This is a genomic window from Pedobacter superstes (assembly GCF_037622515.1).
Classification (GTDB): domain Bacteria; phylum Bacteroidota; class Bacteroidia; order Sphingobacteriales; family Sphingobacteriaceae; genus Paradesertivirga; species Paradesertivirga superstes.
Map to the genome: position 1 here is coordinate 251,665 of NZ_JBBJCN010000001.1, position 22,944 is coordinate 274,608.

A 22,944-nucleotide genomic window follows, 5' to 3' on the forward strand; every position below is an offset into this window, starting at 1 on the left:
CACATCCTTGTTTTTGTGCTGAAATCCAATTTTTAAATAAAATAATGTTTTGATTGTCAGCAAGCTACTTACATTAAAACTATTTGTTGATAAGATATTTTTATAATTGGTTCAAATAGTTAAATTTGCAACGCAAAAAGAAATTTTAGCAGCGCTCATAGCTCAGTTGGTTAGAGTAGAAGACTCATAATCTTTTGGTCCCTGGTTCGAGCCCAGGTGGGCGCACGAAAAATAGATTACCTAGCCTGTAAATACTTGATTTACAGGCTTTTTTGCTTTTATTCTCCGCTACCATTCTCACTAAGACCAAAAGACTGTTGATCTTCACCTCTATTGAATTATTGCATTCATTATTGCCTGAATATCAATAATTTACACGATCAATAGGATATGATTTTTGTCTGTTTTATCTTATACGAATGGCGTTCCGGAATTCAAAGCGTCTCAAATACGTAACAGGATTCAGGTTGATTAAGGTCTTTTTGTCCCGCCGCCGGAGCAGCACCAGTTTCAAATCTGTAGACTATGGCCACTTGAAGCAATGCGGGCCGGGTTTGCAACCTTCAGATTTATGGGAGGGCTCCCGGGCTCCGTTATCATTATTGCTAATCGTTCAAATTGTCTACTGCGTTCATCACCTCTGAAAGTGCCTTTTCGGGCTATTATCTAAGCAGAAAAGCTGGAGAAATCAAACTCGCGGCACTTGCAACCTCTTACTCATTATTCATAATAGGTTGCGGCAGTTTTTCGGGAGCCATCCATTATCAAACAAAGCTCTAATCAATTTCAAAGCTGCGTTTTACTTCGCATTAAGCTCGGGTTTGGCAATATTTATAATCCGCAAGCTGGTGATTCCGCACTTGCTTAATATCACTGTTTCAGTAGGATCTGCCAGCCTGTCTGAAAAGAGTCTTACAATGATCGCTTTTGCCGTATTGATCATTATAGTATCCAGACAAATGATCACTAAAACGCCCCAGGTTGAAAGTACTGTCGAGCAATTAACTTCTAATTCCTTATCTGTTAAACTTCTTGCTTATGGTTTTCTCACGGGGTGTGTTTCTGGCTTATTAGGTACAGGCGGAGGTTTTTTAATAATTCCTGCGTTATTTTTGTTCTTCAAACTACCTATAAAAAAAGCTGTGGGAACTTCATTATTAATTATTTCAGTAAATTCTTTAATCGGTTTTGCTACCGACCTGGGGCATTTTAATCTGAATCTGATTTTTCTGTGCAAAGTCTCCCTATTAACTATTTCGGGAGTTTTTATTGGGCATTTTTCAGGAAAATATATTAACGGTTATCAATTAAAAAGAGGATTCGGATATCTCGCATTTGGTATTGGGCTGTTCATTCTGTTTAGTGAGCTTGCGAAATTATGATTCCAAGTATTTAGATAAAACATAAAATTTAAGCCACTGGACCAAAAAAACTTGCCAATAGATTTTATTGTCAGATTATACCCATCACTACCGCTCCTATACCGTGAAATACCGCTTGCATCGACGGAAAGCTCATTAAGGTTGCTCCCAATAATCTATATGAACAAAACCAATATAAATTCTTAATTGAACAGCCAAACTACCTGGAGCTAACTGGGCAAGAGCTAAACCTTCTTTATATTCTTCTTCTGTAAGCCATTTTTTATTTTCCACCACCATTGTTCTTTAAAAGCCTAATCCAAATTGAAAAGCAGCAGTAAATGTTGCGGGGTTATCGTTGCCAAATCGTACAGGGAAAGGTAATGCTACAAAATAATTGCTGTGTTTATTCTTTCTAACTACTTTATTTAAAATCGGAGTAAAGCCATATCTGCCAGAGGTTTCGAATGCAGCACGACCAACAAACGTATAACCTTTCCCTAATGCAGCAAGAATTCCGGGATGAAATACGATGTTGGTCATTTTACTAACTCCGTTTTCTGCTCTTATGAATGGAACAGCCTCAAAGGAAAAACCAAACCTGGGACTTTTCCAGATATTAATCCCTGTAGGCATACCTACAATATAACTTTCGTCAAAATTCGCATGTGTGCCATTACTACTAAAAGTAACAATAGGATGAATAATGCCAACATAACCAGCTATACTGGGATATATTTGAACAGGAGTTTGAGCCGGCTGTGGCAATGGTGTTTGACCATAAATACTGAAGGAAGAAACATTCAAAAAAGAAATCAATAATCCAATAAATAAAATTCTCATTTTAAGACCTAGTAAGCTTGAATAAAAGTCCACAATTTTACCAGGATATAATTTAGATAAATAGAATGGAATTAACTTTTGGTATCCTTTTTACTATTTGCCAGATTTTTCTTGTATTCCGATGGACTTTTGCCTGTATGTTTTTTAAATATCCTGGTAAAATGGCTTTGATCAGAGAAGCCAGTCAAGTATGCTATTTCAGATAGAGGGCGTTTTGATTCGATAAGATCTATAGCTTTTTCAATTCTCAGCTTTCTGATATAATCGCCAAAGGACAAATTATCAAAATACTTAGAAAATTCTCTTGATAGGTATGCAGGATGCACGTTGAGTTCCTGGGAAAGGTCTTTCAGACTAAGGCTTAAATTGGTGTCAATTTGATCCTGAATCATTTCCTTAAGCTCAACTGCCCAATCAGGATTTTTTTTCTTCGTATCCTTTTGCTCTTTGATGTATTTATTAAAGACCTCAATCAACAGATGTTCTATGGGGTTTTGCGTGTGTCTTTCCTTTTTAAGATGCTTTGCCCAGCTATATAATGCATCATAGATAACCATGCCTTTTTCCAATAATTCGGAATCATCAGAAGTGTTATATGCAAGCCCCGCTGAAATAGCCCACAAACCTGAAGCCTGGGAAGCAAGGTGGTGTGCATCGGTATCCGCACCTCTTACTATCGTAGCCATGAAAAATAATGCAGGGTCTTTCAGATTGTGTTTTTTCAGGAAGTAATCAAAAGTACATTTGTCTTCATAGTGGGTATATTCGACGTCAGGAATATCAAATGGGATTGCATTCAGTTCTTTAGCCTTCGCAATTACATCATTAAAAGGAACATAAATTATTTCAGCTTCCTGATCTATAAATCGCTGAATAAGCCAAGGGCAAGCAATTCGATCTATCTTAGGACGTTCTCTAGTAATCCACTTCATTGGAGCTCTTTTAACACAAAAATATGAATGCTGTCCCAAAATCAGCTTAATTATTAAAACACGATAATTTTATGATGACAATCTTGGGGATAATGAGGTTAAGGAACTTCAATGTCTTTATGCTATACTAATCAGGCTTGATGTATTTTTGTTCCCCACCATCATCATGTCGAGGTGGACCACTGTTAAAAATGCTCCGGAATAGCAGCCCTCTTTATCTTAATACAATTCAATACAGGACTGGCAGGACATTATCGTCACTAAATAAAATAGATAACAAATTTAGGCTTTGTGTACCCATCGTAAAGAGTCTTGAATAGCCTGCATTAACAAAATATGGATTATCTCCCTCTGATTTAAACCCTTGTAAATGTGAGTTGTTATCAACCAACACCAATGGGTTTTGGTTGAGCCCCCATCTGCTATTAGGATCCTTATTTTATAATAAGTAAGCAAACTTAGTGTAGGACACTAAGTTTGCTTTTTGATTTTTTTTTGAAAAATGTACAGTTTGATTTATAATGCCTTAATTCGGGGATATCCTTTAACTTTCTCCTGGTTATAAAGCAGTAATCATAAAGCTTATACAAAAAAATGCGTTAAGCTTTATTATAGCAACCCATTAAGGAATTCCTATTTTTTTATTAATAGCTTCATAACCTCAACAGTATTAGCTGACTGCACTTTTACAAGATATACACCCGGAGCAAAAGCAGATGTATTTACGTCTATCACTACCCCTCCGTTGGTTCTTTTTTTATATACTACTTTAGAGTCAGTTGTATAAATGCTTAATTCGACTTTCTCATCTGCCCTACCTATTATCCTGATATTTACAGAATTAACAGCTGGATTGGGGTAAATTAGCTGAGCAGAAACCTCTTCGGCTGGTGTAAAACCAACCATATCTAAAGTGTTTGCCTGTTCTGCCGACATTACACCAGGAATTGATGAAACCCCGGCAATAGAAAACTGCTGGTTTAAACCACCAGCATAAGTATACTGCTTAACCGGAGTTTCGTTAGCAGTTCCCGAACCATACACATCCAGAGATTTACCACTATTTCTGTTTACAATTTTAAAGTAGCCGGTACCAACACTGGTAATACTCCAATCCTGGCTGGGAATATCTAATGGAGACCATTGGTGAATTTCCGCTCCATCTAATGTACTAGCCCCAACCACATCCATGGCTTTTTCGCTGTGTAAAGCAATCAATTTATAAAATCCGTTACCGGGTGCGTCTATTCGCCATTTTTGGTTCTGAGCGCCGAGGTAATCATATTGATAGACAATGGTTCCGTCGGCTATTAACTGCTGTTTAACATCAAGAGCTTTTGAACTATGACGAGCCAGAACTTTATAGGTTCCTCCAGCGGTTACTCCTGCTGGAAGCGTGATGGTATAGCTTGCAGTTGAAACAGGTGAATCTACCATTCCGGCTTTTGAAGAATAGGTTTTAATTGTACAACTGCTTGAGATAGTAAACGGCCCAGTATACGTTGGAGAAATGGAAGTTGGAGTACTGCCATCTGTTGTATAACGGATTATTGCACCAGAGGTGGATGAGCTTAGGGTGATTGCAACCGGCGCTGTAAATGAGCTACCCGACACAGGGTTAAAGCCCGGAGCGGCGCAAGTAGACATAGCTGCACCTGTTTCTGCAACAACCATGGACCAGTATTTTAATGATGGCAAACTGAAGTTAACCACACCGTTAGACTGAGTGAAAGTAATCGTCTGTGGCTGTCCCTGATTAAAATCCGGTGATGCTACCCACATGCGTGTAATTGGGGTTGTATAGGGGAAATTTAAAGCAAGGTTGCTAATTATAGTTGGCACAGGCTGTACCTGGTTATCATCTCTCCAGTTAAGCGTTTGTGCATTCGAATAATTAAGCACATGAAAAACCTGGCTGCTGTCCCATTGCGTACCTGCAGTTGCAACTTTGCCTTGTACTGGCGGCCAATAACGCACATTGGTACCACCGGAAAGGGTAACATTATTAAATGTTCTGCCATCTCTTAAGATATTTTCATAAGCTACCGAGAAATCATAATACGCTAATAAATCTTTCTCTAAGGTTGCAGACATCTGCAAATTATTGTTGGGAAAATACTCATTGCCAAGCATGTGCTCGCCAAGCTCAATATGAGCTCCGCCAAAAGCGAAAATTACAGCATCGGCCATTAATACACTGGCGGGGTTAAATAAGCCGGGATTACCAGATTTACCTTTATTTACATAAGCGGCTAAAACCGTATTTACGTTTTTATACCCATTATTTTGCTGAATAACATTCCCAAGACTGTAATATTCTTCATTTCCGGTCCATAATTCTGAATAAGTAAAATCAACCGGAGACTGACCGATCTGCTGCTGGCCGTATTGATTTACAGCATTCATTACCAAAGATTTGCCGGGCTGTGCGGTTTTGGCCGAGCTTAAAAAATCATCAAATGTCTGGTCTGGATAAATTTGTGTGCCATTGTAGTTGTAAACCGTTCCAAAATCCCCTAACTGATCTGTGTGGTATCCGTCAAAATTGAGATTTGTGGCATTATATACTTCGTTATGCGCAGCATTTAAAAAACTCTGCCAATTGGTGTTTCCCGGATCATAAACGTTAATTGAACTTGTTTCCCATGATGCCGGTAAACCTGTATGGGCGTATTGATTAGTATGGGTATTATCGCGAAATAGCCCCCAGGTATCACTAACTCCGGTTGCTCCGGGATAAGCCCCGTAAAGCAGGTTATAAAACATAGCTTTCATTCCCTTATTATGTGCCCTGTCAATATATCCCTTTACCGAATTGAAATAACTTGGGCGATTTGCCAAATCATTCCATTGCGCAGATGGATTTGATGCTGTTCCGGCTAGTGGATCCTGATGCGTATCCATCCAATCATAGAATTGCAATCCATTAATCTGATAGCGCGTAAGCTTATTGATTACAACATCCATATCTCCATCTGTCAGATTCCCAAATTTTGATAAGAAGCCATAGCGTGGAAACTTAGTCCAGTTTGAAGATACGTCTAAGCCTATTGTGGAGAAATCTAAAACTGTATTTCCGTTTTTAAGCTCTGCTTTAACGAGATATCCCTTATAATCAGCATTGGGGGTTACCCAAGCCCATGTTGAACTGGTGCCACTAATTGTTTTCGACTGTGTGGAAATTGCAGTATTGTACTGATAATAGGTTATTTTAAGAGTACGATTAGAAACTGATTGTTTTAAATTTATAGTAAAATTTACCACCGACCCGGGGCTGTAAACAGCTTTATCTTTATCAATACCACTTATGTAATCGCCTATTGCAGCCATGGCATTTCCAGGAAGGATAAAGGCAGCTGAAAAATAGAGTAACGCTATCAGAATATACCGTAAAGAACAACGGGAATTAGTTTTTAAAACTTTGCCCTGTAATAAAGGAGCTTCAGAGATTGTAAAAAATTGGTTCATAATAAATGGGGTTTATAATTTGTATCTAATTAATTGAAAATCTAATCCCCGCATTTATAATTTTCATATTGCAGGGAGGAGGATTTAAATAGCTATAAAATGCTATTTGACTAAAAAAGAGTTAAAAAAGGGATATTGACCACTAAAGCATTCAGGCGTACCCGAACCTTAACAACTTTTCTCATATTATTTGAATTGGTTTTTTTATGAGATTTCAATATTCTTTGGATGAATATTGCAACCCGGTTAGTTTTAAACTAATTTGAGTTTTTAAGTTTAGAAGAGGCAATCGGTGGGAATCAATATAGATTCAAAACGTATCAAAACCACTGAAATACACACAACAGATATCAGGAACATAAAAACAAAAAAGGCAGACACGAACATCCTTGTTCGCATCTGCCTTTGCATTTAGTTAAAATATAATATCCGTATCTACAATTTTTCGATCCCCTTACTTTGAATTTTATCAGCTTCCACAATACTTATTGCATATCCGCCACCCGGGGCAACACCCTGGGACAGTTTCGATTTATTGTTTACCAGAACCTTACGAATAATATAGGCCTGTGGGTTTGTTTTATAATGAGCATCTTTCGCATCGGCATATATGGTGGCGATATAGGTTTTACCTGCGTCTAAAAAGTCAAATGACATTTTAGAAGTACGTGAATTCACCCCGCCTACACTTCCTACAAACCATTTGCCGGTACCTTTTGCCTTGCGGGCAACAGTAATATATTCTCCCGGTTCAGCTTCCAGGTATTTGCTGTCATCCCAATCCACGGCAACATCTTTAATAAACTGGAAAGCATCTGCAAATCTGTTATAATTTTCAGGGAGGTCTGCCGCCATTTGTAAAGGACTGTACATGGTTAAATATAAAGCCAGTTGATTAGCCAGCGTACTATTTACGTGCGAAGTATTACCCGGATTTAGTTTACTGATATTCATTTCGAAAATACCAGGGGTATAATCCATCGGACCACCAATTAAGCGGGTAAATGGAAGCACAGTTACATGGTTTGGTTTTGAGCCGCCAAAAGCCTGGTATTCTGTGCCACGTGCTGATTCATTACCTATCAGATTGGGATATGTGCGGGCAATACCGGTTGGCCTTATTGCTTCATGTGCGTTTACCATAACTTTATAATCAGCAGCTTTTTCAATGGCATATTGATAATGATTCACGATCCACTGGCTATAATGATTCTCACCGCGAGGAAGAATGGGCCCAACATATCCACTTTTCACGGCATCATAGCCATTATCCTTCATAAACTGGTAAGCTTTATCCATATGCCGCTCATAGTTACGTACCGAGCCTGATGTTTCATGATGCATAATCATTTTTACACCTTTTGATTTTGCATAATCTCTTACCTCCTGAACATTAAAATCGGGGTAAGGCGTAACGAAATCAAATACATAATCTTTAGAATTTCCAAACCAGTCTTCCCAGCCCACATTCCATCCCTCTACAAGTACTGCATTAAAACCATGTTCAGCGGCGAAGTCAATATGCTTTTTAACGTTGGCTGTTGTAGCGCCATGCTTCCCATTTGGTTTGGCTTTTCTATAATCGGTCACTCCTAAATGAACAGCCGGATATTCATCCGTATAAGCCCATGAACTTTTTCCGGTAATCATTTCCCACCAAACACCTACATATTTCACTGGCTTTATCCATGATGTATCCTCTATTTTACAAGGTTCATTTAAGTTATAAGTCATCTTCGAAGCCAGGATTTCCCGTGCATCATCACTTACTATTACTGTTCGCCATGGTGTGATCGACGGAACCTGCATATATCCTTTATCACCTCTTGCGTCAGGAGTTAACCACGATTCAAACACCATATTTTTATCGTCAAGGTTTAAATGCATACATGAATAATCAATCAGAGCAGCTTCATGCAGATTAATATATAAACCATTATCAGTCTTCATCATTAATGATGTTTGAACCCCTGTTGGAGAGAAAGACGTTTGTGACAAATTATCGGTTATGGATTTAGTCATTAAGCCTCTTATCTCCGACAGACGGGATTGGATATAATCGTATTCCTGGGTGTCATAGTCGCCCGGAATCCAGAAGGCTGTGTGATTGCCGGCCATAGCAAATTGTGTCCTTTCTTCTTTGATCACAAAATAAGTCAGGTTTTTTTGCGAAGGGAACTCATATCGAAAACCAAGTCCATCATCAAACAATCGAAATCGAATGATCAGTTGACGGTTAGTTTCCTTTTGATTGAGTGTAACTGCCAATTCATTATAGTTATTGCGAATGGCTTTTACTTCTCCCCACACCGGTTTCCAGGTTTCATTAAAAGATGATGTTTTGGAATCTATGCGTGTAAAATCATTCAGAAGAGATTTTTTATCATTCTTTAACTCGAAACCCAGTTTACTAGGTTTCACTACGTCTTTCCCTTTGTAGGTAAGACTGTAAACAGGTGTTCCATCGTTTTGCAATGAGAACTCCATTTTAAATTCCCCATTGGGGGATTGTATTTTTTGTGCATGAGCTAAAGCCGGAAAACTAAGCCACATGAAGGCAATTAATATATACTTGTTCATTTTTGAATATTTTTCTATAAAAAAGAGGATCAACGATTAATCTGAATTTCGCAAGCTGTCCCAGTATCAGGGACTTTCACATAAATAATCTCTGCTTTTTCATCCCAGCTCCATGATGAAGTTTTGAAATCAGAATCAACACTACTTACTAACTTTTCCGTTTTAACACCCTTCAATCTGGTTGAATTAACCGTAAGTGTTCTAGGTTTAAAAGAGGAATGAATTTTCAAAATGTAATTCCTTCCACCCTGGGGTTTATATCCTTTTGCTTCCCTTGCATTTACTTTTATCATTAAACCGTCTTTAGTGGTTTGAGCGCTAAATCTGGTTCGGCTGTAAATATCTTTTTCATAATCTCTGCTTTCGCCGTCATCTTCATATAAAGTAAAAGCAGCTTCCTTATTTAAAGCAGCAGGAAAAATCTCAAGACTAAGCGGATAAGAGGATTTTTCATGAATATACTGCATCACAGGCATGGTCGGAATGATTGAGCCCTTCTTAACAAAAAGAGGAATTACACTTAAAGGTGCATCAACCTTAATCCATTGTCCGCCTTTGTAAACAGTCTTACCGTCATTGAAATTTATCCATTCTCCTTCAGGAAGATAAACATCTTTGGTGACCGCTCCTTTTTCTACAACGGGAGCTACTAGCAACTCTTTGCCAAAAAGAAATTGCGCATTCAATTTATAGGTTTCTAAATCATTGGGGTATTCAAGCAGAAGCGCACGCATAAGAGGAATACCACTCTCATGTGCTTCGCGGGCATAGGTATAGATATAAGGGAATAGTTTGTACTTGAGTTGAATAGCCTCACGGGAGAGATTTTCAGCTTCTGTACCAAAGGCCCATGGTTCGGATGCGTTTCCTCCCTCGTGATGAGCCCGGCTCAGGGGGTTAAATACACCAAACTGCATCCAGCGAATGTAGAGTTCAGCCATGGCAGAAGGTTCTTTAATCTCACCACAATAACCCGAGATATCGCAGGCCCAGAATGGAATTAATCCCATGCCCGCAGACAGGCTTACTGGAATTTGATTAGCAAACTGAGTCCATCCTTCGACTACGTTATTCCCATTTCCAGAATCACCGGACCAACCAAAAGTATAACGCTGTAATCCGGCATAAGCAGCCCTCGTCATTTGAAATATGCGCTTATTCGGATTATGCTTGTTAAATTGTTCGGTTACCACTTTATCCCAGGTTAAACCGTACACATTATGGATTTCATCATGCTTTCCCAGGTGATGCTTCATATTCAGCCTGTCGGTAGCATCTTCATTGCTCCATGCAGGTTCACCCATATCTGTCCAAAACCCTTTCACGCCATCATTTAAAGGTTTTTGCTGGTAGCTACCCCACCAATCTGCAACAGCCGGCTTTGTAAAATCCACGACTCCGCAGTTTCCTCCCCAGGGCCAGGGCATGTCATACGATTTCCCGGTTCGAATATCTGTAGCAAAAAACTTTAATGAATCTGCCTCTTTCCATTGCACTTTGTTTGCCTGCGATATAACAGGATCCTGAGAAATAATCATTTTATAACCCATTTTACTAAGGTCATGAACCATTTGCTTAGGGTTAGTATAGTTATTCTTTTTCCAGTTAAAATCTTGCAATCCTTCTACCCAACCAATATCCTGGTAAATAATATCACAGGGAATCTGCCTTTTTCTAAATTCATCCGCAGTATTGCGGGCCAGAGTCTCACGGGTATAATCACCTCTGCATTGAGAAAAGCCGAAGGCCCACTTTGGAGGCATAATGGGCTTTCCTGTTAGCTGAGTATAGTTCTGAATGATTTGTTTATAGTCGTTACCAAAAATGAAATAGTAGATCATTTCACCGCCAGGCGCTTCAAAAGAATAATAATCGTTTGATTCTGTCCCGAATTTAAATTCTGATTTATACGTATTATCAAAGAAAACACCATACCGGTAACTGCTCATAAAAAAAGGAATGCTTTTGTAAAGCGGATCATCATTTACACCATAGCAGGGGTTATCGCTGTTCCACATTTTGTAGCTTCTTCCTCTCCTGTTTATAGGACCCGCTTTTTCTCCTAAACCGAAAAATTGCTCGTCCGAACGAAGAGTTTTGTATGCTGTGATGCGATTATTCTCTTTCACGAAGCCTCTTTCATTAAAATCGCTGAAAAGCAGCTTTTGATATTTGTCGAAAACTTGAAGCTTGAAAGGGATCTTATTTACGCGGATACGGAGCTGATCGGTAAAGATCTCATACGCTGCAGCTTCATCATTTAAGTTAATATTTCCCACATCGCTCAGCTTCTCATTTACTACGGCAAACGATTCGTTATTCCGCTTAAAATTCCCGTCGGCCGATACCCATACTTTAAGTACCTGCCCGCTGCATAACTGTAATAGCACCTTGACCTTATTCTCACAATTAAATACCACCTGATTACCAGTGATTTTATACGAGGAACAATTGCCTAAGGTCTGCGGTTGAGTCTTGTTCGTCTGCCCAAAAAGTTGAACAGACAGAAGTAAAAATATTGCTATTATATTTCCTTTCATGAGATGAGTTTACTATTGAAGAGGGAAAGCTAAATAGCCGTCCCCCTCCAAGCTTTAATCAATTAGTTTATTTTAATTATTCGCACATAATCAAGCATAGCCTGATTGATATCACCATTCATATTCTCATTAGACAACTCGTAAGTTAAGGCCAGTCTATGTAATCCTTTTTCAAGTTTAACTTTCCGGGCATTACTGAAACCCCAGTTTGACCATTCCCCTTTTCCCCTTTGTGGAAAAACAAGAGTTCCAACTACAGAGTTATTGATGGATAAAGTCCGGAAAGCACATTTATTTTCTGTGTTTGTAGGGCCATTACCATTGGCGTATCTGAAATCAATTGCATAAAATCCGGATTCCGTAACAGTGAAATTTATTGAAAGAGATTTATTTTTCCCGGTCGTGATTTCCGCAAAACCATTTCCTGAGAACCCTTTATAAGGAAGTTCGGCCTTTGCCACAATGTCTTCTATTTCAATAGCCTGGATCAAAGCTTTGGGATACACATCCAAAGGCTCACTTGCGAAAGACAACACACCCTTTGGGTCAATCGCTATTACCTGGTATTCTCCGGGATCAGGCGCTGGGAATTCTGTTTGTTTGGTTTTAGCATGAGGCGCCCCATTCCTGACGATTGCATATTCGACAGCACCTTCCACTTTATCCCATGACAACAAGTGGGTTGAGTAGTTTACAGCAGGAGCAGTTACTGAAGTATAATCAGGAAGGAGGTTAACTTTAGCTTTTTCTAAATCATTATTAGCAAGAATAATTTTCAGCGAATGCTTTCCAGTTAAACTGGAAGGAACTTCTGCATTTGCCAAAGGTTTTCCATCCAGAGTGATTGACTTAATTACATTTCCAAAACCCATCATCTCAATATCCAGTATAGAGTTGCGGTATTTGAAATTTTTAAGATTCCGGTTTCCATCAAACGCCTTTGGGACGAATGGAGTGAATATTAAACTGTTTGCCTTAAAATCCATTCCAAAAAACACTTTATAAATCATACTTATATTTCCCGAAAGGCTCCAAAGCATATTGCTAGAGTTGATCTGGGTTCCGGCAAAATCCCCACTGCTGGCTACAAAATTCTCCTTGTTGGTTAAGAATAGAGCAGCAGGACGGTAAATCGCACTGATGCTTTGAATTAAAGATTCTTCATTGCCAATTTTTGCAGCTGCTAATGCCCAATAGGATTGTACAAAAGGCCAAACTGCATTGTTATGGTAAGGAGGAATATTTGGAATTTGCGGATAAATACATGGGATACCAAAAGCATTCACCGGAGTATTGGCAACAACTTGCTTTGCTCTTTCCGCGTCAGCGATATTAAAAATTACTGCAAGCGCTTCACCTAATGCCTCCGATCTCGGAGAAAGCATTTTGTATTTTCTGCCATATAAAAACTGTCCGTAATACCCTTTTTCGGGCATCCATAAATAGTTGTTAATACCTGCTTTAATCCTGCCTGCAACTTTTAAATATTTCTCTGCAGAGTTTTTATCTCCCAGGAGTTTGGCCATCTCCGCTAAAACCGTATTAGTTTGGAAATGTACAGCGCTTGTTCCTAAACATTCCGACTCATAAATATCTGCTGATTGCATCCATTTCGGATAGGTTTGTTCCCGCCAGTCGAGAAATGATGACTCACCTTTAACAAGCCCGGTTTCTTCATCAAAAACAATTTTCAAATCATCATCCACCGAATTCTTAATAATTGCATAAGCTTTTCTAAGCCAGTCATGATTACCGGTGGTTTTATAAACTTCCCAGGCGGCAACCGCCCATATCATTCTGTCGGATGAAACCGGGTAAGAACCACCTGTTCCGGTATCCTGAATCACACGGTTGTTCTTTACTTTTCGTAAAAGACTATATTCTGCGACCTTAGGCTGTAAGGTCGCCATAGAAAGAATTATGCTGTAGCTGATATCTCTGGTCCACACACCAGCCCACTCCTTCCCGGTTCTGAAGGTACTATCCGGCTCGACTGCATTCTGCATTTCTTCCAGCGCCATATTATATAAAGCGTCTGCCAAAGGATAAGTGGATTTGTATTGCGGAAATGCAGAAACATCTTTAGATAATTTCCATGAAGATGCTGTTGACTTTTGTTCTTCCTGTTTGTTTAAAACAAGAGTTACTGAGTAAATTCCATCCCCATCTAAATCTTTGAGTTCTAAAGCAGGGTTGTTTACAAGATTGTCAAAATCCCAGATTAAAGGGCTTATACCTCCGGCCACATAAACCGATTTAAAGTCTTCTTTATATATTCTGTTTCCATTGAAGGCGGTATAAAAACCTTTCGTTCTAAACGCATCCAATACTTCTCTCATATCCAACCGGATTGTAACACGGGTATCAGGTTTTAGAAAAACATTAGCCGGAACTGCAGTTTTGTCTGTATAAAGCTGTCCGAATTTTATTACCGGACTTATAAATTCGCCACCCTCGGGTATAATAGTAAGCTGGTGATCTTTGCCAGAAACCATTTCATTATCTTTCCCATTAATACTGAATTTAAAAGATAAAGCAGGACTTTTGAATAAGTTAACCGGACTTTTATAATTAGAGAAAAGTTCAGTAGAAGATAAGGCTTTTGCACTGAACTCACCCTGTTTTACCTCATCTGAAGAGATGCTGTAGGCGCCAGATTTATATATAACTTTTTTGGTTGTTTGAGCCTTACAAGAATATGCAGTCAGAAAAGCCAGGCCGATAAATATCCTGATATGAATTGATTTCATAGTAATTTTTAAGTGTGTTATTATTATCTAATTGTTTTCTGTTGAATAGGCATTGTTTTAATATTCGACAACTATCATACTCCAATACTGCAGTTCGGGCAAGGTGAAACTTACTTTATCGCCACTTTGGGTAAAGTTTACCGATCTTGAAGCTCCCCCGATATTATCGGGGGATGCTACCCAAACTTTCTTAACAGGAGCTGTGCTGTTAAGCGCCAGTTTTGCATCCTTTATTTGTATTGGTGCTGGCTGAATACCTGTATTATCTCTCCAATTGGTCGTTTTAGAATTTTTAAAATTGATTAAATGTATTACCTGGGATGACCCAACTTTTTTGGCTACCACCGAAACAGCTCCCTGAATATTTGGCCATGGGCTCGGATTTACTTTACCATCAATTGATGTAAGACTTACCGTGTTAAATGTCCCTCCGTCTCTCAGTAAGTTTTGATAAGCAACCAGAAAATCATAATAAGAAACCATCGCTTTTTTAAGGTCTTCTTTCATTTCCAGGTTATCATTTGGAAAATATTCCTTGCCTAACATATGCTCTCCCATTTCAAGGTGTGAACCGCCAAAAGCAAAAATCACAGCATTTGTCATAACTACCGAGGCTGTATTAAAGACCCCCTTGTTGTTAGCAAGATCATAATTCATATAAGCCGCTAAAACTGTGTTTTTTGTATTGTTACTGTACGTGTTGTTCGCTTTTATAATATTGACCAGATCTGTATAACTATTATATGGATCCCAAACTTCGGTGTATAAAAAATCAGCGGCAGATTGAGCAATACCCGTTTGGCCATATTGTGAGACAGCATTCATAACAATATCCTTATTGGGTTCATCTGCCCTGATTGCATCAATAAAGGGTTTATATGTATCCGCTAAATTTAAAACTGAACCATTGTATTTATACTTAGTGCCCCGTCCACCTAACTGATCCATGTGAAAACCATCGAAAGCAAGATGTTGATACACCTTCTTGTTCTCGTTCTTAAGATATTGCTGCCAGGATGTATTTGACGGATCCAATAAATAGATATTACTCAAAAAAGGAGGTGAAGGCAGAGGATGGAAATCTTTACTCCCATGATTAGCATCATTATATACATACCATTCTTTTGCAACTCCATCCGCCTCGCCATCATCCCAGGCGCCATAAATGAGGTTATAAAACATAGCCTTCATGTTTCGGCCATGAGCACTGTTGATGTATTTTTCTACTGTGCTTAAATAAATATCACGGTTAAAAACATCTTTCCATGAACTCTCCGGTATTGAACCATTCATAGGAAGTGGTTTGTGATGCTTATTATGCCAGTCGTAAAACTGTAATCCGTTGATATGATACCTGTTAAGATTATTAATTATCCCGTTAACTTCAGCATCAGCCAGCTGGGGAAATTTCGAAAGAAAGCCATATCTCGGAAACTTCTTCCAGTCGGAAGATACATCCACTGCGATAACAGCATAAATAGTTTCTGTATTATTATTTATTGCATACACCTCTGCTATATAACCTCTGTAATCGGTAGCGGGAGCCTTCCATTTCCATGTAGCATTTGTTATAGGAGCATCTGAAAGGATAGTATTCAGATACTTATAACGCACTTTAGCACTTCCGGGAAGCGCTGAATTATCTATTGTAAATGTGACATCATCGCCGGGCGAATAAGCAGCCTTATCTGTAGAAATGCTTAGATTATTAAAAGAGGGAGTCGCCTGGTTGACCGGCGCATCTGGTGAAGTTGTTGAACCGGAATTATCTTTCCCTTTTTTACAACTTATGCAAACGCCCAATATCACCAGTAAATAAAGAGTTCTAAACTTCATATAAAAAAATTTGTGTAAAACCGGTCACCAATGGGGTAACCGGTTATATTATTTTACCAAAATCTATTGCTTTTCGAACTTGATAGTTTCACGCAATACATCAACAGTGATCTTATAACTGCCAGCTTGCGCAGCAGTAATTTTCCATTTTTTATCAGGACTACCTCCGGGAACAAACTTGATCTCTGTGCTTTCCGTTCCTTCATTTTCAATTACCGGCATGTAGAAATCTCCGCCCCAATCACCTTTGGCAACCGGCATCTTAAATTCTCCGGCTTTTAATGCTCCGGTATAAGTAAAGATGTTTGCGTTGCCGGCATCTTTTACCAGAAGTGTCGGGTTATTAATATCCCAGCCCGCAGGACTTGCATCACCCACTAAATAAAGCTGTGCTGGTGCTGTAAAGGGCTTAATATCAATTTTCATTGTTTCCAGATTCAGCCGGATCTTATATGCTCCCGCAGTAGTAATTTTCCATTTATTGTCAGGACTGCCTCCCGGAGTTAATTGAACTCCTGTAGAAGTTATTGCCGGATTATTTGTCAGCGGCATATAAAAATCAGTTCCCCAATTACCCTTCGCTGTTGGAATCTTGAATTCGCCTGCTTTTAGTAACTCGTTATAGGTGAAAACAAAAGGGTTTGACCGGTCAACACGCATTTGGTTGGGATTATCGATATTCCATCCGTTTGGTGTAGCATCCCCAACAACCCATAGCTTATCATATGGCGGGGCACTTCCTTCGGCAACAGAAATAGTCAGGTCAAGAAGATTTACAGAGATTACGTACCGGCCTGGGGTAGTTATGTTAAATTTATTATCCGGCTGGCTATCAGAAGTGCGCAGTACCAATTGGGCACCCGTTGCACCCTTATTATAAGAAGGCGAAAAAGATCCCTTAGTGGTAATAAACTTAAACTCTCCTGCATTTAATTTTCCTTCATAAGTAAATCTTCCCGGAATTGCATTATTTAAAATAAGCCCGGTTGCATTATCGGCGCTCCAACCGTTTGGAGCGGCATCACCAAGCAGATATAATGTGGTAGAAACAGGCTTGTATGGAGTTACTTTAAAAGTAGTGGTTGTTGAATCCCTTAGTGTTGTTCCTGATACATGAGAAACTATTTTTGCCTCTACTGTAGCTTCAACACCAGGAGTTAAATTTAAATCTGATAAAATGGTATTAAGCTCTCTTACATTATACTTTTTCTGAAAAATGGTTTTCCCGAGATCTTCAATCTTAGCATTTATAAAGTTATTGCCCTGTTTGTCGATATAAAGCTTATAAGAGATTGATGCATTGGTGCCATAATTCGATCCGCTTGTCCAGCTAAGTGTGAAAATATCTTTTGCAAACTCAGCTTCATTTAGTATCAGCGATTCATTACTTGCAGTTAATTCCAGGGGTTTATTTACACTTTGGTCAAACTCCTCATAAATATCTTTTTTACATGATGAGGCAAAGACAGTCGTTACCAGCAAAAGTATAACTGAAAACCAGCCCTTATTGTGCATTGTTAAAATTCGTTTCATATCTGTATTATATGTTAGTTAATACGTGATTAATATCCAGGATTTTGAACCAGGTTCTTGTTAGCATCCATTTCCTTCTGGGGAATTGGTAATAGCATATGTTTAGTACTTGCGTTTGTTCTTCCGATTGAGTGTAAAAACGAGACGAAATATTGTCCGTTATCATATCTGATAATATCAAACCAACGATGACCTTCAAAAGCCAGTTCTAAGCGACGCTCTTTACGAATTCTGTCTCTCAGGGCACTTTGATTTAAGCCGGTGATATTTCCTAGACCAGCCCTCAAACGTACACGATTCAACGGTCCGCCATTATTGATGCCGGTAGCCGGAGCCTGAGCTTCCGGTGTTCTGCCAAGTTCGTTTAACGCTTCTGCATGCATTAATAAAACATCCGAATAGCGCAGTACAGGAAAATTAGCAGGGCTTGTGTTATAATCGGGAGAAATTGATTTTGGGACGAGGAACTTCCGGAGATTAAATCCTGTATTTGAAAAAGACTTCTTGTAAGTTTTGCCATCAAAAGCAGGAGCTCCTTCATAAAGAATGGTTTTGTCCTTTCTTAAATCCCCAGATTCATACTGACTCACAAATTCCTGAGTAGGCTGATTCCATCCATAAGAACCTGCTACAAAATCAGAGTTTCTTGGACCCGTAAATGTGCTAACCCATGAAGCCATGTTGTCGTTATTCCCAAAGAAATCCACGTCACTTGCCTTCCCATAATATTGCACTTCAAATAGCGATTCTGCTCCGTTCTTCTTTAATGGATTAAAATTATCACTGTAATCAGGCAATAAGGTATATCCAAGAGAAGTTACCTGCTCGCACAGCTCAACTGTTTTCTGATAATTACCCAGAGTAAGGTATACCTTGGCCAGCAGACCCGCAGCAGAACCTTTTGAAGCTCTTCCAATATCACTTCCGCTGTAGGATTCTTTTTGAGGCAGCATTGCAAAGGCATCGGTAAGATCATGAACAATCGTTTCATAAACCTTTTCTTTAGAAGTTCTTACAGGATATAAAAAAGAATCATCGGGAGCTGAAGGAGCCTCAGTATACAATGGAACGTCACCAAATGCTCTAACCAGAATGAAATAATAGTTGGCTCTTAAAAATTTCGCTTCTCCAATAATTCTGTCTTTGATTCCTTGAGAAATTGCCATATTAGGAACCTCTCGTAATATCACATTACAACGAAGAATTCCCGGAAAAGGCCCTCTCCATAAATCTATGGCTGCTTCATTCGCTGTTGTGGTTAAAAAGTTTGAGACGTCTTGCGTTGCAATACCGTCATTAGCGCCGCCCGCTCCAACTATACTGTTTCCGGCCCAAATATCAGTTCCCCAAATCTGAAAGTTATAAAGCTTCGGCCATTGTAATGGCTGGTAAGCACCATTTATAGCGGCGAATGCATCGTCTTCGGTTTTGAAAAATGTTTGAGGGTTAATACTATCAAGAGGAACCCGATCCAGATACTTCTCACAGCCAGCGAAACTGATCATTAGCACTATCGCGGCTGTATATTTTGCGAATATTTTCATTTGAATATAATTTTTTTTTAATGGTTATGAAGCTATCATGAGCATATTCATCTCGGTTTGTGAGCGGTATGCTCATGATGGTTTCATTTTCTTAATTTCTTTTGATTAAAAGCCTATATTAATTCCAGCACTTACAATCCTGGTAATAGGATATAAGCTCATATCAATTCCGTTTGATGAAACTTCCGGATCGAATCCGGTATATTTTGTGAAAGTCAGTAAGTTCTGACCTGAGACATAAAGCCTTGCTGTGCTCATTTTAGCATGTTTAATCAGGCTTTTAGGCAGAGTATAACCTAATGTTACATTTTTAAGCCTTAAATAGGATCCGTCTTCAATAAAGCGCGTAGAAGGCCGGGTATTTTTATTAGGGTCATTAAAAACTGCGCGGGGAACTGTGTTGCTTGTATTTGGTCCGGTCCAGCGATTTAACACAGCAGTTGTCTGATTTTGAGCAACGGCCATGCCCTCCTGGTATATGCGGTTTCCGTTTAAGATGTCGTTACCTTCAACACCTTGTAAAAACACACTAAAATCCAGGTTCTTCCAGTTTACTGAGTTATTCAACGCAAAAGTAAAGCGGGGGTTAGGATCGCCAATGAATGTACGGTCTGCATCATTGATCTGCCCGTCATTATTAATATCGAGGAATTTCAAATCGCCGGGAGCAGTACTGTTGTACAAATCATCTCCTTGCTGCTGTTTAGCGTAATTGTTCACTTCTTCCTGATTTTGGAAAATTCCGCTTGCTATTACACCGTAAAAAGAGTTAACAGGATATCCGTTCTTTTGAACATTGGTATTCTGGCTGGCAAGATTTCCACCATAAATAGGCACATCTCCATTCAAACTTACCACCTTGTTCTGGTTGTATGAGACATTAAAGTTTGTACTCCAGTCAAAAGATTTCGATTTTATGTTTTGAGAGCTTATGGAGAGCTCAATCCCTTTGTTACTAACTTTTCCGGCATTTATACTTGGTACAATCTGATCCGAATAACCTGTCAAAGCAGGTACGGCCATCGGCACAAGCATATCATTTGTATTCTTAATGTAGGCTTCTGCAGTAACATTCATACGGCCATGCAGTAAGGATGCATCAAGCGCTATATTAGACTGGGCAACTTCTTCCCAATGTACATTGCCGTTTGGCAATACCAATGGCACAACCGAATTAACTATTGTTCCATTAAATACATATTGATTAGTTGACAAAATTGAGGCATATGCATAATTGCCTATGTTCTGGTTACCAGTAACTCCGTATCCGGCACGAAATGCCAGATCCTGTACGAAATTGCCCTTCTTGAAAAAGCTTTCGTTAGAAATACGCCATTTTACCGAAGCAGAAGGGAATGTTCCCCAGCGGTAGCTTGAACCAAAACGGCTGCTGGCATCGCGTCTGACTGTTGTTGTTACCAAATACTTATCCTTGTATCCGTAATTGGCCCTGGCTAACAGAGAGAACAAAGCCCAGTCGCTTGCATTTCCACTCGCTGTGGGCAGCATAGTTCCGTTATTAAGCTGTTGCGCTCCGTCACTGATAAAATTTGCTTTGGATGCGCTTACAAAATCAAATCTGTTATCCTGTGCGCTTGTTCCGGCTAACACTGTTAAATGGTGATCCTCATTGAAAAAAGAATCATAGGTTACCGTATTATCCCATAAATAGGTCAGATTCTTATTGAAAGATGAATTCAATGTACTGAATGGCTGACTTATAGGCCTCCAATTATATTTTGGTGACCAGCCTCTGCTGTCCCAGAAAGACGCCTGAAGACCAAATGTTGATTTGAACTTTAACTCCGGGATAATAGTTACCTCTCCGCTTAAATTACCCAACACATTATAGCCCAGCGTTTTATTATCATTAATCGTTGCCTCTCCTATGGGATTTCGGACATCTCCATACCAGCTGCTTTGCCCTTCTGGACCTGACCATGTACCATCTGCATTGTAAATCGGCTGTACAGGCAGCGCAGCCATAGCATTCCGTATATTAATAGAACCGCTTGATTTTCTGTCGTGGCTTAAAGTAAGGTTGTTACTAAATTTTAACCAGTCGAATACTTTTGAATCAGCATTTACCTGTATTGCAAACCTTTTGTATTTGTTATTAATCGCAATTCCGGCTTCATCTAACAGGGTTCCCGATACGTAATAAGTGGATTTTTCTGTACCTCCCGAATATGACAGTGAAAAAGAATTAGTTGGTGTTACCTGCAATAACTCATTAAGCCAGTCCGTACTAGTAGAAAATGAAGCAGGGTCTGCGTATGCGGGATTCAAACTCTGTCCATTTGCCGCCATCATATCATTATGAAGCGCTGCAAACTGAGAAGCATTAAGCATTTCTACGGTATTGGTTGCAGAACGTATGCCGCTCATCGCTTTAAAGTCAAGATGACTTCTACCGGCTACACCCTTTTTAGTTGTAATAAGAATTACCCCGTTTGCCCCTCTGGCACCGTATATTGCCGAAGCCGAAGCATCCTTTAATATGTCCATGGTAGCAATATCATCCGTGCTTATTGTATTCAGAGGAACATTCGAAGGCACCCCATCAATAACAATCAAAGGGTCGCTGTTATTTATAGTTCCTACCCCTCTAACCCGTATGGTTACGTTACTGCCGGGCGCACCCGACGAAATAACCTGAACTCCCGCGGCTCTTCCCTGCAATGCCTGGCCGGCATCAGAAACCGGAAGAGACTTTACATCCTTCATATTAACTGAAGATATAGATCCGGTCAAATCACTTCTCTTTTGGGTACCGTAACCTATTACCACCACTTCGTTTAATAATTTCGAGTCTTCCTTCAAGGCAACCGCAATAGTTGATCTTCCCCCAACGTTTAGTTCAAGTTTTTCAAACCCGACAAAAGAAAACATAAGTACTGCCTGTTCATTGGCTACAGTAATGGAAAAACTTCCGTTGATATCTGTAATTACTCCATTAGATGTGCCCTTCTCTATTACAGAAACACCAGGTAAGCCAGCCCCCTTTTCGTCAGTTACTTTCCCCTTAACAGAAAAAGCCTGCGAATTTTTCGAGTTTACACCAATAGTTTTAACTGTTATTGGTTTAATTTTTATATCTGAATTTGAAAAGGCAAGTGATGGTAACATCACTGCTATAAGAACCTGATTGATGGTAAGTCTGCCACCGCTCAGCCATTTACTATTTTGTAGCGTACAAAATTTCATGATTATAATTTCTATTGATTAAAGAGGTTTATATAGTTTCAGAGAAAAGCCTGTCAGGATTTATGTTAATACTAATAGTATTAACAGACAGGATTAGCCAGAATTGAATGAGTAATTAATCTTCATATTTTTTTTAGTTTAAATGGGTTGGTTGTGTAATTAGCACTCTTGCCCTGATTATTTAGGACAGGAGTTTATCTAACAATTACTATACGAAAATGAGCTTTTGAATTCACACATGGTAATCAGTCATTATCAATAAACATTCAAAATGTATCAATTTAAAATGCTCCTAATTATGGTTTTGTAAGAGAGATTTACGACCTCAAGAAATAAAACAATCACGATAA

12 protein-coding genes and 1 tRNA gene are annotated in these 22,944 nt (G+C 39.1%); 2 read left to right on the plus strand and 11 right to left on the minus strand.

Features of this window, described 5'->3' with window-relative positions:
* Positions 1-151 precede the first annotated feature (151 nt).
* Positions 152-225 (plus strand) — tRNA-Ile (locus WG906_RS01280).
* 596 nt (positions 226-821) lie between these two features.
* Complete coding sequence (locus WG906_RS01285; protein WP_339990703.1) at positions 822-1,382, plus strand: TSUP family transporter; 561 nt, start codon at positions 822-824, stop codon at positions 1,380-1,382.
* 135 nt (positions 1,383-1,517) lie between these two features.
* On the opposite strand, the gene WG906_RS01290 is transcribed toward WG906_RS01285, so the two are convergent.
* The 11 genes from WG906_RS01290 to WG906_RS01340 all read right to left on the minus strand — a co-directional run bounded on the left by WG906_RS01290 (position 1,518) and on the right by WG906_RS01340 (position 22,594).
* Positions 1,518-1,661 (minus strand): chromate transporter, encoded by a 144-nt coding sequence (locus WG906_RS01290; RefSeq protein WP_339990704.1) that lies wholly within the window; start codon positions 1,659-1,661, stop codon positions 1,518-1,520.
* 6 nt (positions 1,662-1,667) lie between these two features.
* The gene (locus WG906_RS01295) at positions 1,668-2,204 is read right to left on the minus strand and encodes a hypothetical protein (RefSeq protein ID WP_339990705.1); all 537 of its coding nucleotides are present in this window, start codon (positions 2,202-2,204) and stop codon (positions 1,668-1,670) included.
* A gap of 71 nt (positions 2,205-2,275) precedes the next feature.
* A complete protein-coding gene (locus WG906_RS01300) occupies positions 2,276-3,136 on the minus strand; it encodes a chromate resistance protein ChrB domain-containing protein (protein WP_339990706.1) in 861 nt (286 codons plus the stop codon).
* A 633-nt stretch (positions 3,137-3,769) separates the two neighbouring features.
* Positions 3,770-6,604, minus strand: a complete 2,835-nt coding sequence (locus WG906_RS01305) for a glycoside hydrolase family 66 protein (protein WP_339990707.1) — start codon at positions 6,602-6,604, stop codon at positions 3,770-3,772.
* Between the two features lie 435 nt (positions 6,605-7,039).
* Positions 7,040-9,184, minus strand: a complete 2,145-nt coding sequence (locus tag WG906_RS01310; RefSeq protein ID WP_339990708.1) for a glycoside hydrolase family 97 protein — start codon at positions 9,182-9,184, stop codon at positions 7,040-7,042.
* 29 nt (positions 9,185-9,213) lie between these two features.
* Positions 9,214-11,724, minus strand: a complete 2,511-nt coding sequence (locus tag WG906_RS01315; protein WP_339990709.1) for a glycoside hydrolase family 31 protein — start codon at positions 11,722-11,724, stop codon at positions 9,214-9,216.
* Between the two features lie 62 nt (positions 11,725-11,786).
* Complete coding sequence (locus tag WG906_RS01320; RefSeq protein ID WP_339990710.1) at positions 11,787-14,474, minus strand: alpha-L-rhamnosidase-related protein; 2,688 nt, start codon at positions 14,472-14,474, stop codon at positions 11,787-11,789.
* Positions 14,475-14,531: 57 nt separating this feature from the next.
* Entirely contained in the window at positions 14,532-16,310 is a 1,779-nt protein-coding gene (locus WG906_RS01325) for an endo-dextranase (RefSeq protein ID WP_339990711.1), read from the minus strand.
* 63 nt (positions 16,311-16,373) lie between these two features.
* Positions 16,374-17,843, minus strand: coding sequence for a SusF/SusE family carbohydrate-binding protein (locus WG906_RS01330; protein ID WP_339990712.1), 1,470 nt, complete (start codon positions 17,841-17,843; stop codon positions 16,374-16,376).
* Positions 17,844-17,872: 29 nt separating this feature from the next.
* Positions 17,873-19,387, minus strand: coding sequence for a RagB/SusD family nutrient uptake outer membrane protein (locus WG906_RS01335; RefSeq protein WP_339990713.1), 1,515 nt, complete (start codon positions 19,385-19,387; stop codon positions 17,873-17,875).
* A 105-nt stretch (positions 19,388-19,492) separates the two neighbouring features.
* The gene (locus WG906_RS01340; RefSeq protein ID WP_339990714.1) at positions 19,493-22,594 is read right to left on the minus strand and encodes a SusC/RagA family TonB-linked outer membrane protein; all 3,102 of its coding nucleotides are present in this window, start codon (positions 22,592-22,594) and stop codon (positions 19,493-19,495) included.
* Between the last annotated feature and the right edge of the window lie 350 nt (positions 22,595-22,944).

What these genes read in the sequence shown, in the direction of transcription:
- WG906_RS01300 (WP_339990706.1), bottom strand. Translation starts at nt 3,136, where the DNA reads ATGAAGTGGATTACTAGAGAACGTCCTAAGATAGATCGAATTGCTTGC.
- WG906_RS01335 (WP_339990713.1), bottom strand. Translation starts at nt 19,387, where the DNA reads ATGAAAATATTCGCAAAATATACAGCCGCGATAGTGCTAATGATCAGT.
- WG906_RS01290 (WP_339990704.1), bottom strand. Translation starts at nt 1,661, where the DNA reads ATGGTGGTGGAAAATAAAAAATGGCTTACAGAAGAAGAATATAAAGAA.
- WG906_RS01320 (WP_339990710.1), bottom strand. Translation starts at nt 14,474, where the DNA reads ATGAAATCAATTCATATCAGGATATTTATCGGCCTGGCTTTTCTGACT.
- WG906_RS01330 (WP_339990712.1), bottom strand. Translation starts at nt 17,843, where the DNA reads ATGAAACGAATTTTAACAATGCACAATAAGGGCTGGTTTTCAGTTATA.
- WG906_RS01315 (WP_339990709.1), bottom strand. Translation starts at nt 11,724, where the DNA reads ATGAAAGGAAATATAATAGCAATATTTTTACTTCTGTCTGTTCAACTT.
- WG906_RS01305 (WP_339990707.1), bottom strand. Translation starts at nt 6,604, where the DNA reads ATGAACCAATTTTTTACAATCTCTGAAGCTCCTTTATTACAGGGCAAA.
- WG906_RS01295 (WP_339990705.1), bottom strand. Translation starts at nt 2,204, where the DNA reads ATGAGAATTTTATTTATTGGATTATTGATTTCTTTTTTGAATGTTTCT.
- WG906_RS01310 (WP_339990708.1), bottom strand. Translation starts at nt 9,184, where the DNA reads ATGAACAAGTATATATTAATTGCCTTCATGTGGCTTAGTTTTCCGGCT.
- WG906_RS01325 (WP_339990711.1), bottom strand. Translation starts at nt 16,310, where the DNA reads ATGAAGTTTAGAACTCTTTATTTACTGGTGATATTGGGCGTTTGCATA.
- WG906_RS01340 (WP_339990714.1), bottom strand. Translation starts at nt 22,594, where the DNA reads ATGAAATTTTGTACGCTACAAAATAGTAAATGGCTGAGCGGTGGCAGA.